Annotated in this window: 13 protein-coding genes; 3 read left to right on the top strand and 10 right to left on the bottom strand. The window is 57.0% G+C overall.

Annotated elements, in window-relative coordinates; genetic code table 11:
- The first annotated feature begins 24 nt into the window (after positions 1–24).
- A complete protein-coding gene (locus FKN99_RS18140; RefSeq protein WP_172117894.1) occupies positions 25–189 on the top strand; it encodes a DUF1127 domain-containing protein in 165 nt (54 codons plus the stop codon).
- A gap of 13 nt (positions 190–202) precedes the next feature.
- On the top strand, positions 203–1,060 hold the full coding sequence (locus tag FKN99_RS11035; protein WP_172117893.1) for a PhzF family phenazine biosynthesis protein: 858 nt from the start codon (positions 203–205) through the stop codon (positions 1,058–1,060).
- Positions 1,061–1,182: 122 nt separating this feature from the next.
- Here the strand turns inward: FKN99_RS11035 and FKN99_RS11030 are convergent, their stop codons facing one another.
- From FKN99_RS11030 to frdA, 8 genes are all read right to left on the bottom strand, one after another.
- On the bottom strand, positions 1,183–2,400 hold the full coding sequence (locus FKN99_RS11030) for an MFS transporter (RefSeq protein ID WP_172117892.1): 1,218 nt from the start codon (positions 2,398–2,400) through the stop codon (positions 1,183–1,185).
- Positions 2,401–2,491: 91 nt separating this feature from the next.
- On the bottom strand, positions 2,492–3,895 hold the full coding sequence (gene menE / locus FKN99_RS11025) for an o-succinylbenzoate--CoA ligase (RefSeq protein WP_172117996.1): 1,404 nt from the start codon (positions 3,893–3,895) through the stop codon (positions 2,492–2,494).
- An 18-nt stretch (positions 3,896–3,913) separates the two neighbouring features.
- Positions 3,914–4,870 carry an o-succinylbenzoate synthase gene (gene menC / locus FKN99_RS11020; protein ID WP_172117891.1) on the bottom strand — a complete coding sequence of 319 codons (957 nt, stop codon included), beginning with the start codon at positions 4,868–4,870 and terminating at the stop codon, positions 3,914–3,916.
- Positions 4,870–5,730: a 1,4-dihydroxy-2-naphthoyl-CoA synthase gene (gene menB, locus FKN99_RS11015; RefSeq protein ID WP_172117890.1), complete on the bottom strand. Its 861-nt coding sequence runs from the start codon at positions 5,728–5,730 to the stop codon at positions 4,870–4,872. The genes menC and menB overlap by 1 nt, the downstream gene beginning before the upstream one ends.
- 41 nt (positions 5,731–5,771) lie before the next feature.
- A complete protein-coding gene (gene frdD, locus FKN99_RS11010) occupies positions 5,772–6,191 on the bottom strand; it encodes a fumarate reductase subunit FrdD (RefSeq protein ID WP_172117889.1) in 420 nt (139 codons plus the stop codon).
- The gene (locus FKN99_RS11005; RefSeq protein WP_172117888.1) at positions 6,188–6,589 is read right to left on the bottom strand and encodes a fumarate reductase subunit C; all 402 of its coding nucleotides are present in this window, start codon (positions 6,587–6,589) and stop codon (positions 6,188–6,190) included. The genes frdD and FKN99_RS11005 overlap by 4 nt, the downstream gene beginning before the upstream one ends.
- 10 nt (positions 6,590–6,599) lie before the next feature.
- Positions 6,600–7,352, bottom strand: a complete 753-nt coding sequence (locus FKN99_RS11000) for a succinate dehydrogenase/fumarate reductase iron-sulfur subunit (RefSeq protein WP_172117887.1) — start codon at positions 7,350–7,352, stop codon at positions 6,600–6,602.
- On the bottom strand, positions 7,349–9,136 hold the full coding sequence (frdA, locus tag FKN99_RS10995) for a fumarate reductase (quinol) flavoprotein subunit (RefSeq protein ID WP_172117886.1): 1,788 nt from the start codon (positions 9,134–9,136) through the stop codon (positions 7,349–7,351). The genes FKN99_RS11000 and frdA overlap by 4 nt, the downstream gene beginning before the upstream one ends.
- Positions 9,137–9,483: 347 nt before the next feature.
- On the opposite strand from frdA, the gene FKN99_RS10990 reads away from it, so the two are divergent.
- Positions 9,484–10,953 (top strand): anion permease, encoded by a 1,470-nt coding sequence (locus tag FKN99_RS10990; RefSeq protein ID WP_172117885.1) that lies wholly within the window; start codon positions 9,484–9,486, stop codon positions 10,951–10,953.
- A gap of 19 nt (positions 10,954–10,972) precedes the next feature.
- Here the strand turns inward: FKN99_RS10990 and menH are convergent, their stop codons facing one another.
- Together menH and menD are read right to left on the bottom strand one after the other, a co-directional pair.
- Positions 10,973–11,740 carry a 2-succinyl-6-hydroxy-2,4-cyclohexadiene-1-carboxylate synthase gene (menH, locus tag FKN99_RS10985; protein ID WP_172117884.1) on the bottom strand — a complete coding sequence of 256 codons (768 nt, stop codon included), beginning with the start codon at positions 11,738–11,740 and terminating at the stop codon, positions 10,973–10,975.
- On the bottom strand, positions 11,730–13,472 hold the full coding sequence (menD, locus tag FKN99_RS10980) for a 2-succinyl-5-enolpyruvyl-6-hydroxy-3-cyclohexene-1-carboxylic-acid synthase (protein WP_172117883.1): 1,743 nt from the start codon (positions 13,470–13,472) through the stop codon (positions 11,730–11,732). Before menD ends, menH begins: the two co-directional genes overlap by 11 nt.
- Between the last annotated feature and the right edge of the window lies 1 nt (position 13,473).

Here is a 13,473-nt window from a genome sequence, read left to right as displayed (position 1 = left end):
GAGGGCACTCGTTAGTAGTGCGTATTGGATGATTCATTGGCTCAGCTACGCTCTCAAATATGCGCCCACCGCGAACGTAGCCGCCGCCAGTTGCTGACACATGATGACCGGCTGCTAAGAGATATTGGCATCACCCGTGCCCAGGCACAAAAGGAGGGCCGTAAATCCTTTTGGAAGCACACATTATGAGAAGGAGAACAGTATGAAAACCGCTGAATATTACCTGCTGGACGTATTTACCGATCAGCCTTTTTCGGGCAATCAGCTAGCCGTCTTTTTAAATGCCGACGGGCTGCCGACAGCTACCATGCAGGCAATCGCCAATGAGCTTAATCTTGCCGAAACGGTCTTCTTAAGTGCGCCTATTGAGCCAAACCACTACCCGATGCGGATCTTTACGCCCACCCAGGAACTACCATTTGCCGGACACCCAACCGTCGGCACCGCGCAGCTTCTAGCCGAGCTTGGCTTGATTAGCCGTGAGCAAACGCTGGTGCTTCACCCGCCGGTAGGAGAGCTAACCGTTCGCTACTCGGGTGAGAACGCAGTGTTTACGACCGCAAGGCCCGCCAGCATGACGCCAAGCACGCTGGACCAGACAACGGCGGCGGCATTACTCGGCTTACAATCCCATCAGGTCATCAGCACGCCGGTTATCTCATCCTGCGGGCTGGCTTTTCATCTGATCGAGCTGAGTGACTTGGCAGCCCTAAAAAACATACACATTTCAGCAAACATATGGGCAGAGGCCGTTGCCCCGAGCGGTGCGGAGCAAATATATCTTTACGCAACAGAAACGGCTGACCGCTCAAAAGCCACGCTTCGTAGTCGCATGTTCTCCAGGGAACATGGCCTTTGCGAAGACCCCGCAACCGGCAGTGCCGCAGCGGCATTAACCGGGTATTTGGCAACCCTGAACGAAACGACGCACTGGACAATTCATCAAGGCGTTGAAATGGGCCGCGCCAGCGTTATTGAAACCACTATGGATAACGGTCTGGTTCAGGTAGGCGGCAGTGCTGTGCTGGTGGGCAAGGGGGAGCTTTACTTGAGAGATTAACAAGCGGCTTGAAAGCCAACTAATCGTGCATTGATTAATCCAGGCATCATCATCCTGCCCAACCGCTTTTCGGCCAACGGGCAATAACAGCGCGCAGTATAAGTTTGACACATCAGTACCGCTCAACGGCCAGCGTCGCGAGTAGCACGGCCAGGACGGTGTGGCTTCAATAGCAGCACCAACGCCACGCAGCACAGCAGCGCTACGATGAGATCAAACGTTAGCGCGGTGATTTGTTGACCGGCGACTATCCCCAGCAGGCCGATACCGACGACGGGCAGCGAGATCGCTACATACGCAACAACGAAAAAAGACGATACCGTTGCTGCCTTGTGCTGAGGGGAACTGGCCGCCGATATCGCACCCATGCCCGCCCGGAAGGTAATGCCCTGACCAATGCCCGCAACGATGGCGCCCAGTATGAAGCCCAGCAGTTGCTCGAAAGCAATCCCCCACGCAATGATGAGAACACCGACAAGCAGCACAGCGCACCCAATCGATAATCTTCCAGGTTCCGGCAGCCGCCCCTGACACATTTGCCCAACAGTCGAGGCGATAAACGGCAGCCCTGCCACACACCCTATCAACGCATGATTGGTGTAGCCCATTTGCTGACCCAGGAAGGCGGGGGTTGCCGCGGTATAAAAACCGAACACCATAAAGCCAGCAAACGCTGCGATAGCCGCGGGTATAAAAACGCTGCGCACCTCGGGAGGGATTTTAGGTGTTTGAACGCGAAGCTTGATATTTGTTGGGCGCGTAACCGTTTCAGGCGCTCGCCAGATACACACCACCGCTACCAGCGCTAACGCGAAGTGAATAGCAAACGGCAGCACCAGCGGTGCCGCAAACAGCACGGCCAGTGCCCCCGCAAGTATCGGCCCGACACCTAACCCGACCATATTGGCGGCGGTAGCAACCAACGTGCTGGAGCGCCCCCAGGAACGGGGTGCCAGCTCCATGACAGCCACGGTGGCAGTACCCGTAAAGATACCCGCTGAAAGCCCCGAAAGTACGCGGCCGGTAAGCAACATGCCTAACCCATCGGCTTGCCAAAATACGATATCGCTTACCGCTGACAGGAAAAGCCCGGCAAGCAGCAGCGGCTTGCGCCCTAGCTGATCGGACCATTGCCCGGTAATCAATAACGCTGAAATGACCCCCACCGCATACGCCGCAAAGATGACGGTAATCATCAGATCCGAAAAACCAAATTCATGCTGATAGATCGGATAAAGCGGCGTGGGCAGCGTGGTGCCCACCATGGTGATCATGAAAGCGAGCGCCGCCCCTAAAAATACGCCTGCGCGCCGCGTATCCGGCGCTTGAGAAGAGCTCATAAATGTCCTTATCGAAAATACAGAGATCCATCTTCTCAGAAGGCGAGTCGAGAATGGGAACTCACATAGCCAACGAACGTTAATGGATGTGTTATGTCGCGGCCAACTGCTCTTGGGCCAGTTTTGCAAAGTGTGTGCGTGAGGGCTTTAGCCCTTTCATCGAGGGCCACGCCAACCATGCATCGGGCACCATAAAGCCCGGCAGCGCCTCGCGCACCCAACGGGCCAGAGCCTGATCTTCGCTGCTTTGCGCATGCCAATCAATAAAGGCAACGGGGCGCTCACCCCACTCGGGGTGTGGCACAGCAACCACCAGCGCTTGGGCGACGCCAGGGTGATCCACCAACCGCTGTTCGATGCTTTCCGGCTGAATGTTCTCACCGCCGGAGATAAAGCCGTTATCTAGCCGCCCTTCAACCACCAGCTCCCCCGCAGAATTGAAATACCCCTTGTCCCGGGTGGCAAACCAGCCCTCGTCATTTAGGGCTGAGTCCAGCGCACCGTTACTTAAATAGCCGCTAAACAGGGTATCGCCCCGCACCTGTATTTCATTGTCGATGATCCGAACATCGCGTCCCGGAAGTGGCTTGCCGACAACACCTGGTGCCGTAGGAGTCCCCGTACAGACCTGGCTTGCCATTTCAGATAGCCCATAACTAACGTTTGGCGTCAGCCCCAGCGAGGTTATGTGCTCAACCAAGGGAGCGGGGATTGCCGCGCCGCCCAGCAGCAGTTCGCGCAGCTGTGTCCTGGCGGGGTCAAAACCTGCTTGTAACAAGCGCCAGAGCTGAGTGGGTACCAGTGAAAGATGCGTAATAGGCTGTTGTTCCAGACGTGCAGCCAGCGGCGCACTCCCATCATCCAGAATGACCCGGCCACCTGCGAGAAATACGCGAAAGGGAATCGCGTAGCCGCCAATATGAAACAGCGGTAGCGACAACAGCCAGCCGCTTTGTTGATCAACCGGAATTAAGGTCGCCGAGCCTCTGGCCGAGGCCAAATGATTCCCCAGCCGGTGCAGTACCGCTTTAGGCACACCGCTGGAACCCGAGGTAAAAATCGTGTTACAGCGCTGATCGGTATCCAGTTGCACCGCTTGTTCGCTACTTAATTCCTCAGAAAAACCGAGGGTGATTGGCACTGGAGCAGATGATGTTACCTGCGCGTCACCCTGCTCGCCTTCCGTATAACAAATGCGGCTGGCCTGCAGGCGCTGGGCAAGCGCGTGCTGCTGGGTGCCTGGAAAGGCGGGGTTAAGCGGGCAGAAAACCACCCCGACACGCAGACAAGCCCAGGCCAATAATAACGAGGCCAATGCGCCTTTGGCCGGGGCCATTAATTTGTCCCCAGGCTGAAACCCCTTTTGCGCCAGCTGTCGCGCCAACGCGGCGATACGCCTATCGAGCGTTCGATAAGTAAGCGTCACTGAGCCACTATGTAGCGCAATATGCTGCGGGGTTTCAGTGGCCCAATAGTTAATGGGGCAAGGTTGCATCACACGGCACGCTCCTGGTTATTCCTGCATACCTTGATAGAGACACGTCAAGCGCCCGGCAACGACGTCGCCTGCCGTGGTGGTTACCCGCTCAGCCAGCCAGTTCCCGGTATCCAGCCCCGGTGGTTCTGTGGGCGCCCATTGGCAGGCCAGCCGAGCCAGCAGGCCCAAGCCAAGGTCAGACTCGAAACTTGAGGAAATAACCACCCGCAGATTATCTTCCCGTGCCCGTTGCACAAGTGCCTCGCAGGCGCTTAGCGCGCCTATCAACGTAGGCTTAATGACCAGGGCAGCAATATGAGGATGGGAATACCAAGGCGCGTTACGTGACAACGTTTCATCCAGCGCAATCTTCACACCCGCTGCATCGGCCACGGCAATGGCGTCAGCAAACGTGGAGCAGGGCTCTTCCAGGTAGTCGATCTGTTCACGCGGTAGCTGTCGACAAAATCGCGTGGCCTCCTCACGCGTCCAGCCGCCGTTGGCATCCAGAATCAGTTGGGTAGCGGGCAGCTTTTCAGACAGCCTGGCGACCAGCGCTAGCTCGTCGCTCATTGCGTAACGCGCTACCTTGAGTTTGAGGCGCGAAGGTGGCGGCTGCCCGCCCTTGCGTATGTTGTCTAACGCGCTATCCAGCATCGCAGTCAGCGATACGGGCTCGCCTTGTAATAGTGGGTAAGGCGCTAACGCGGCGGAACAGTGTGGGGGCCAAACGTGCTGTGCACAGTCGAACCCGAACTGTACCGAGGGGAGCGTGGGCACTGCTTCTTCACCGCGCTTCAAGGCGGTTAGGCAGGCCCTGCTTTCGGTCTCGGCATCGGTTAAGGTTTCTGCTGAAAAACCAGGCAGTGGCGCAATGTCACCCCACTGCCCGTTAATCGACACCAGCAGCCCTTCTCGCTGCGTGATCCGCTGGCCGTTAAACAGCAGCGGCTGGCGAAGTGGCAGCGCGTAGCGGTAAAGCGCTAATGGCATTAAGGGTTACGCGGATAACGTGAGAAATCCGGGGGCCGCTTCTCATTAAACGCGTTACGCCCCTCCTGGCCTTCATCGGTCATGTAATAGAGCATAGTGGCGTTACCCGCTAGCTCCTGCAGCCCGGCCTGGCCATCGCAGTCGGCATTCAGTGCCGCTTTCAAACAGCGTAACGCCATGGGGCTGTGCTGCAGCATCTCCCGACACCAGCGCACGCTCTCTTTTTCAAGCTCATCCAGCGGCACCACGTGGTTGACCAGGCCCATCTCCAGCGCTTGCGCAGCGCTGTACTGGCGGCACAAAAACCAGATTTCGCGGGCTTTTTTCTGGCCCACGATGCGCGCCATATACGAGGCACCGTAGCCGCCGTCGAAAGAGCCCACCTTGGGGCCGGTCTGGCCAAAAACCGCGTTATCCGCCGCAATGGTCAGGTCGCACATAAGATGCAACACATGCCCACCGCCAATCGCGTAGCCTGCCACCATGGCGACAACCGGCTTGGGGCAGGTCCGAATATCACGCTGAAAATCCAGCACGTTCAGGTGATGAGTGCCCTGCTCATCCTGGTAGCCGCCATAGTCACCGCGAATGCGCTGATCACCGCCGGAGCAGAATGCTTTATCGCCTGCGCCGGTGAGCAAAATCGCGCCGACGCGACTATCGTGACGTGCGCGACCAAGCGCCTGAATCATTTCGCTAACCGTCAACGGGCGAAAGGCGTTACGCACCTCTGGGCGGTTGATGGTAATGCGTGCAATGCCCTCTTTGGAGATATGATACCGAATATCCTGGTAGTCGCCGGAGTGGTCCTGCCACTCAACCGGTTGATAAAGTTCCGCTTCTGTAAGTCCGTGGATCATTCAAAGTTCCCTGATTCATTAGGTATTGGCGTCTTTCGGGCTTAGCGCAACATACCTGCCACGACCAACCCTAGCGCCAGAAGGCTTAACAGCGCCGCAGCGCCATACATCAGCTTTTTATTAGTGGTGTCGCGGCCCAAAATAAGGTCAAACATTCCGTGGCGCAGGCGATGGGCGGCATGAAAAAGCGGCAAACAGACCGCCGCACCAACAAATAGAAAGCCTGGCACGCTGAATAGCAGTGCCGATGCACGCTCATGGCTGAGTGCGTTGGCAGGTAGCCAGCCCAAGGGAAGCAGCACGGCAAAAAACAGGATGGCAGAGGGCAGTAGCACAGCAAAACAGACGCCACCTGCACTGAATAGCCCCCACCACAGCGACTCATCGTAGGCTTGGCGGTGGGGAGGCTGGTTCGTGCGCTGACTGTCCGTGCCTGACGCATTCATGGTTGGTTTAGTCATACGGATGCCCTCCCAAACAGCCAGATGAACAGCAGCAGTACGGCCAGCACGCCCGCCCACTGTCCCGCCACAATCGCCTTATCCGGTAGTTGGTAGTTACCGATGCGAAGCGGCATAACGCGAGGAAACAGCACAAAAAAGGTCGCCGCGTGAAACAGGCTGGCGGCTAGCGCCAAAAGGTTAAGCAGCAAAACGATGGGAGATCCCATAAAAGCGATCCATCGTTGCCAACTCTCTAGGCCCTGGAGCAGCGCGACCATGCCCGCCAGTAGGCAGAGCAGGAAAAAAACCAGCGGTAGCACCGTCGCTTCACGCAGCATATAGAGTTTAAAAAAGCGGAGTTTTAGCCACCAGTTACGTTTTAACGGCACAAAGCGTTGCGATGTCGACTTATCCATACCCTTTCTCCTAGCCCTTAAACAACGCAATTAGCGTGTGCTTAGCGGACGCCACCTTGCTCTGATTGATAGCCGCCGCTGGGTCAACGTGTTTGGGACACACCTTTGAGCAAAAGCCTACAAAGGTGCAGCTCCACACGCCTTCATGGCGGTTCAATTCGGCCATTCGCTGCGTGCTGCCATGGTCCCGGCTATCCAGGTTATAGCGGTGCCCCAGCGCAATGGCTCCTGGGCCAATAAACTCAGGATTAAGCCCAAACTGCGGGCAAGCGGAGTAACAAAGCCCACAGTTGATACAGTTAGCGAACTGCTTGTAACGGGCAAGCTGCCGGGGCGACTGGCGATAGGTTTCTGGCGCCTTCGGGTCAAAGGGCTTTACCGGGTTGTCGTCTATCAGGTAGGGCTTAACGGCGGCCAGGTGATCGAGGAATATCTCCATATCAACCACCAGGTCGCGCTGTATGGGGAAGTGCGCCAACGGTTCAATGCGGATCTCATCGTCGAAGTCGCGCAGGAAGGTCTTACAGCCAAGCTTGGGGACGCCATTCACCATAACGCCACAGGAGCCACAGATCGCCATGCGACACGACCAGCGGTAGCTCAGAGTGCTGTCGAGCTGCTCTTTGATGTGATTCAACGCATCCAACAATGAGGTGCTGTCGTCGACTGGCAGCTCATACTCCTGCCAATAGGGCTCGGTAGAGTTGTCGGGTAAATAGCGTTTGACGCTGATGCGCCGGGTAGATACCTGCTGAGTACTCATGCCTTGCCTCCCTTGGACGCATCCCCATAGGTACGTTCTGCGGGCGCGGAAAAACGCACGTCTACCTCCTGCCATGCCAACCGAGCGTGTGCATCGCCTTGATAAAACACCTGGCTGTGCTTGAGGTAATTAACGTCATCGCGCGTTTGCATACCGTCATCCAAGCGCTGGTGAGCGCCACGGGACTCACGCCGCTCCAGTGCACCAAGGCAAGATGCCTCGGCAATATCCAGCCCGTAGCCAAGCTCAATGCACTCAAGCAACTCTGTGTTGAATATTTTGCTGGTGTCGTTGACACGAATCTTCTGATAGCGCGCCCGCAGTTCACGAATCGTCTCCAACGACTGCCGCATACCCTCTTCGGTACGATAAATACCACAGCCACTCTCCATGGCCTGCACCATGGCATGCTTAAGCGTCACCCAAGTCTCGCCGCTGCCCTCACCATCACAAAGATGCGCTAGTTTTGCCTGCTGATGGGCAGCCTGGGTTTCCAGAAGGTGCATGTCTGCCCACTCGGTTTGCGCCGCGCGCTGGCTTGCCTGCTCCCCCGCTAAACGACCAAACACCAGTAGCTCAGTGAGCGAGTTGGAACCCAAGCGATTAGCACCATGTAGCCCAACAGAGGCGCATTCACCCGCCGCATAAAGCCCGGCAACCGACGTTTCACAGTAGGGATTGGTTTCGATACCGCCCATGGTGTAGTGCACCGCCGGGCGGATAGGGATCGGCTCTTTGACCGGGTCAACGTTAATGTAGGATTTAGCCAGCTCGCAGATAAAGGGCAGGCGCTCAAGAAGGTAGGCTTCGCCCAAGTGGCGCAGGTCAAGATAGACCACATCGCTATCGCCAAAGGTGCCAGTGCGGCCCGCCTGCTGCTCCTGCCAAAAGGCCTGTGAGAGCTTATCGCGAGGGCCCAGCTCCATGTACTTGTTTTCCGGCTTGCCCAGTGGGGTTTCCGGGCCCAGCCCGTAATCCTGAAGGTAGCGGTAGCCATCCTTGTTGAGCAAAATACCGCCTTCGCCACGACACGCTTCGGTAATTAAAATGCCGGAGCCGGGAAGACCCGTGGGGTGATACTGAACAAACTCCATGTCCCTAAGCGCCACACCGTGGCGATAGGCCATCGCCATCCCGTCGCCAGTCACGATCCCTGCGTTGGTATTAAAGCGAAACAGGCGCCCGGCACCTCCTGTTGCCAATATCACGGCTTTGGCGCGCAGCAGAATAAGCTCTCCGGTGGCCACTTGAAGGGCAATGACGCCGATGACAGCCCCTTCGTGCACGGCAAGATCAAGGACAAAATACTCATCGAAGCGCTCAATTTGGGAATATTTGAGCGAGGTTTGAAACAGGGTATGCAGCATGTGAAAGCCGGTTTTATCGGCGGCAAACCAGGTACGTGCGGTTTTCATGCCGCCAAAGCGGCGTACCTGCACATTGCCATCTTCCTTGCGGCTCCAGGGGCAGCCCCAGCGCTCCATCTGCACCAGTTCCTGGTAGGCATGATGCACAAAATAGTCCACCACGCCTTGCTCAACCAGCCAGTCGCCACCCGACACAGTGTCGTCAAAATGCGCCTGATGCGTATCCTCCTCGCTGGTTACCGCCGCCGCACCGCCCTCAGCGGCAACGGTATGCGAGCGCATAGGATAGACCTTGGAAATCAGAGCGATGCTTTGAGAAATGCCCTGTGCCTTAGCGCTTTCTGCCGCGGCGATAGCGGCACGCAAGCCTGCGCCGCCTCCACCCACAATCACGATATCGAAATCTCGATGCTGCATGATGCTCCCTTTCTGTAGCCAGGCCAAAGGCGGTAGTGGCGACACGCTTCGATGCGGTGTCTTTTGGTTGAACTTATCACACTCCAGGTACGTGCTATCCCCGCATGCCAGGCTCTATTGACGCATATCAAGAAATACACCTTTAAGACAGGCGATGCTTTAACAAGAGTAGTTACGTTTAATTTCTCATTTATTAATTTTAATAAAGAATTCCAACTACAATTTTTAACTATTAGTCGCTATCGCCATTCTCTGCAACGTATGTAACCGCAAGCAGATGAAAATCAACCGCGATAGCAGTGAAGAGATTCGGCTGCTTTCGCAGCCCAAAAGAGGGGCAGCTTGATATGAACAGTAGTGTGCAATCGGCATTTGACTGGAAGTTGTTGGCGCCGCTTGTAGTGGCCATTATCGTTGCGTTGATACCCACGCCTGAGGGGGTTTCCCCTCACGCTTGGTACTTCTTCGCTATTTTTCTGGGCTGTGTGGTGGGGCTGATTTTTGAACCCTTGCCAGGCGCGGTCATTGGGTTAATCGGCGTGACTCTGGTGGCGCTGCTCTCCCGCTGGGTGCTGTTTTCACCCGAACAGCTAGCGACCGAAGGCTTTAATGCTGCCAACCAGGCCTTTTCATGGGCAGTTTCGGGCTTCACCAACTCGACTGTATGGCTGATTTTTGGTGCGTTTATGTTCGCGCTGGGGTATGAAAAAACCGGGCTAGGCAGGCGCATATCACTTTGGCTGGTCAAGGCCATGGGCAAGCGCACATTAACGTTGGGCTACGCGGTAATGATCGCCGATGCGGTGCTAGCGCCTTTTACACCTTCCAACACGGCGCGTAGCGGGGGCACCATTTATCCGGTCATTCGCAATCTGCCGCCGCTTTACGACTCCCAGCCCAATGACCCCAGCATGAAGCGCATGGGCAGTTTTCTGATGTGGACAGCGATCACCTCTACCTGTGTGACCAGCTCGCTGTTTCTAACCGCGCTTGCCCCCAACCTGTTGGCCATTGCTCTGACAGAAAGCGCTACCGGTATTCATATTAACTGGGGGCAGTGGTTTATCGCCGTAGCGCCCGCTGGCATTCTGCTGCTGTTGCTGGTCCCTCTGCTCTGTTACTGGCTCTGCGCGCCAGAAGTGAAAGCCGGTGAAGAAGTGTCCAACTGGGCGCGGGATGAGCTGAACAAACTGGGGGCGCTTACTCGCAACGAGATACTGCTGGTCATCATGGTCGTCTCTGCGCTACTGCTGTGGATTTTTGCGGGCGATGTTGTGTCCGCCTCCCTGGTAGGCCTGGTGGTGATTTGCTGCATGTTGCTGACCGGCATCGTGAGCTGGAACGATATCCTCGACAATCGAGCCGCCTGGAATACCTTTGTGTGGTTTGCAACGCTGGTGGCGCTGGCAGGCGGGCTAAGCCAGGTCGGATTCGTCAACTGGTTTGGTGGCGTGGTGGGTGAACAAATCAGCCACTTTAATCCCGTCATGGCGATGGTGGCGCTCACGGTGATCTTCTATCTCCTGCACTACCTGTTTGCCAGCGTCACGGCCCACGTTACCGCCCTGTTGCCGGTGATGCTGGCGGCGGCTTCCGGTATTGCAGGGCTGGATATGCAGATGTTTATCCTCCTGCTGCTCCCCACGCTGGGCTTTATGGGCATTATCACCCCCTACGGCACCGGCCCAAGCCCGGTTTACTATGGCAGCGGCTATCTGCCAAGCGCCCTTTATTGGCGGCTTGGGGCTATTTTTGGTCTGCTGTTCTTAGTGGCCTGGCTGGCTATCGGTTTGCCGTGGCTGCTGTTGATTAACTGACTCCAGGTGAGCGAGCCGTTTAGCCGAGGCGTTGATACCATCGGCTAATCGGTTCGGCGATGCTTTTTGCTTGCTCTGTATGCAGGTTGTGCCCGCCTTCCAGCGCGATAGGGTGCACGCGAGGGGCTATGTTAGCCAAGCGGGCGGCAAGTGTGTGAAATTTAGTATCCTGCCGACCTGAAAAGTAACCAATGGGAAGTGACGTTTCAGCCAGCCACGGCCACTGAGAGGACTGCCTGCCGAGCGACGTGCTTCGCAGCATTGTCGCCACGGACGGGCCATGATTGGCCAACCGCCGTTCAATCTGCCGCGCTCGCTGCGTATATGTAAGATCAGCAAAGACGGGTTGCCGATACCAGTCGGTAAGCACGCGTTCAAGAGGTTCCAGCGCAAAGCGTTGTGCCCAGCGTGCATCATGGGCCATACGCTCATCGCGCTCGCTTTCGGGCAAGCCTGGATGAGCGCTCTCCAGCCAAAGCGCCTCAAGCCCCGCAGGTTGGCGGCGGGCGTGATCAAGCGCCAAACGCCCTCCCAGCGAGTAGCCCAGCAAGCAGTAGCGGTGAATATCCTGCGCGGCCAACGTATCGGTTAGCCAGTGGTGAAAAGCGGAGAAAGAGTCGACCGCCACTTGGTCATTTTGGCCGTGGCCCGGTAAATCCAACGCCAGGCACGGCACATCTTTCAACGCAGCGATGACCTCCGCCCAATCGTGGCGATCACCTAACAAGCCGTGCAGCATAACCAGCGTTGGGCGTGGCTGGGCGTGCGCTTCATATTCAGCCTTCATGGTTATCGCGCCTACCTAGCGTTGCTGCCAGCGCCACAAGATCGTCTGCAACCTGCTGATGTGGCACGTTAAGCTCTATCAGTGTAACGCCTCCTTCCAAGGCACGGGCATAGGCCGCATCGAAGCTCTCCAGCGAGCCAGGTGCGGCATAGGCAAGCCCAAACATTTGCGCCGCGTACTCAAAACTCAAACCATGTGGCTGACGGAAATAACGCTCAAGTAGCGCACCTTCCTTGGGCACTGGCAGCATATGAAAGATGCTGCCGCCATCATTATTGAGGATAATCACCACCAGCGGCTGAACGGCCTGCTTCAGCAGCGCCAGGCTATTAAGGTCATGCAGCGCGCTGGTATCGCCCACGATCAGCGTGGTGGGCTGGTCGCTAGTAGCACTGGCGCCGTAGGCCGTGGCAATCAGCCCATCGATACCGGAAGCTCCGCGGTTGGTGAATACCCGCAAAGGCGCTGTGCGGTACGCGCCCAGCATGTTCATCAGCCTTGCGGGCATACTGTTACCCACAAACAGCTGCCCGTTTGCCTGCTGCAACAACCGATGACAAATGCCCAGCTCTGAAAAGGTATTACAGCGTTGATTCACGATATCGCTGATGCGCTGTTGGCACTGGTTAAGCCGGTGCCAAGGGGTGCGCTCGGTCTCACGTTCAAGCGCGGCCACCACTGCCTCGGGCGGGCAAATGAAGCGGCGCTTAACGCTGTAATCAGGGTCGAGCCGCTGGGGGCGCGAGTCCACCAGCCAAACATCCTGCCAGGAATGACGAGCAATAAACTGCGTCAGGCGCTTGGAGATAAGACGCCCGCCAAATTGCAGCAACACATCGGCCCGCTCCAACTCCTCGACAAAATGAGGATCGTGCAGCGCCAGGTCAAAATGGATCACGTTTTGGCGGTCAAAACGTACCTGGCTTTGTAGATCCGCCAACAGAGGCCAGCCTAATCGACGGGATAACGTCACCACCTGCTGCGCCTGGTGCGGGTCATCTATACATCCCGCCACGATAACGCCTCGCTGACACGAAAAATCCGCCCACTCGGTAGAAAACGCGGGCGCTTGCGTACTGGATACCCACTGGCTCCACGGCACTGAAGAGGTCAGCCAGCTTCCGAGAGGCGCCAGATAATCCGTGGCATCCTCTCTCTGGTCGCCAGGGTAAAGAGGCTCACGGTAGCGGCAGTTAAAATGCACAGGGCCTGGCGTACGCTGCTGTTGATCAATAGTTTGATCAACGGTGCTGAGTAGAAACGCGGCGCTCAGTTCAGGGCCAGGGGGCGGAAGATCGTGATGCATCACGGTATGACGAGCGAAGATGTCGCGCTGGTCGATGGCCTGGTTACTGCCGTTATCCAGTAATTCAATAGGGCGGTCGGCTGAGAGCACTACCAGCGGCACCCCCATTAGCTTGGCTTCTACGACGGCAGGATATAGATTGGCAACCGCCGTGCCCGAGGTGGTGATAACCGCTACCGGGCGGCCGCTTCCGCGCGCAAGACCCAGTGCCATAAAGGCCAGGCCACGCTCGTCAAAATGGCAGTGGCAGCGAAGCCCGGCATGCTCGCTGGCCGCCATGGTGAGCGGCGACGAGCGTGAGCCCGGCGCCAGCACAACGTCGCGCATGCCCAAGCGGTAAAGCTCCTCAAGCAGCAGTGCGGCCCACACATGGTTAAAGGTAGCGTGCTGAAGCGGAAAGCCGCGCGGCATGGCGTTCGCGGTCATT

The organism is Halomonas hibernica (assembly GCF_013183775.1).
GTDB lineage: Bacteria > Pseudomonadota > Gammaproteobacteria > Pseudomonadales > Halomonadaceae > Vreelandella > Vreelandella citrativorans.
This window is presented reverse-complemented; position numbering and strand designations above follow the sequence as displayed.

Coding starts and splice junctions, on each gene's coding strand:
- FKN99_RS11000 (WP_172117887.1), bottom strand. CDS start 7,352: ATGAGTACTCAGCAGGTATCTACCCGGCGCATCAGCGTCAAACGCTAT.
- menB (WP_172117890.1), bottom strand. CDS start 5,730: ATGATCCACGGACTTACAGAAGCGGAACTTTATCAACCGGTTGAGTGG.
- menH (WP_172117884.1), bottom strand. CDS start 11,740: ATGAAGGCTGAATATGAAGCGCACGCCCAGCCACGCCCAACGCTGGTT.
- frdD (WP_172117889.1), bottom strand. CDS start 6,191: ATGACTAAACCAACCATGAATGCGTCAGGCACGGACAGTCAGCGCACG.
- menC (WP_172117891.1), bottom strand. CDS start 4,870: ATGCCATTAGCGCTTTACCGCTACGCGCTGCCACTTCGCCAGCCGCTG.
- FKN99_RS10990 (WP_172117885.1), top strand. CDS start 9,484: ATGAACAGTAGTGTGCAATCGGCATTTGACTGGAAGTTGTTGGCGCCG.
- FKN99_RS11030 (WP_172117892.1), bottom strand. CDS start 2,400: ATGAGCTCTTCTCAAGCGCCGGATACGCGGCGCGCAGGCGTATTTTTA.
- frdA (WP_172117886.1), bottom strand. CDS start 9,136: ATGCAGCATCGAGATTTCGATATCGTGATTGTGGGTGGAGGCGGCGCA.
- FKN99_RS11005 (WP_172117888.1), bottom strand. CDS start 6,589: ATGGATAAGTCGACATCGCAACGCTTTGTGCCGTTAAAACGTAACTGG.
- menD (WP_172117883.1), bottom strand. CDS start 13,472: ATGACCGCGAACGCCATGCCGCGCGGCTTTCCGCTTCAGCACGCTACC.
- menE (WP_172117996.1), bottom strand. CDS start 3,895: ATGCAACCTTGCCCCATTAACTATTGGGCCACTGAAACCCCGCAGCAT.
- FKN99_RS11035 (WP_172117893.1), top strand. CDS start 203: ATGAAAACCGCTGAATATTACCTGCTGGACGTATTTACCGATCAGCCT.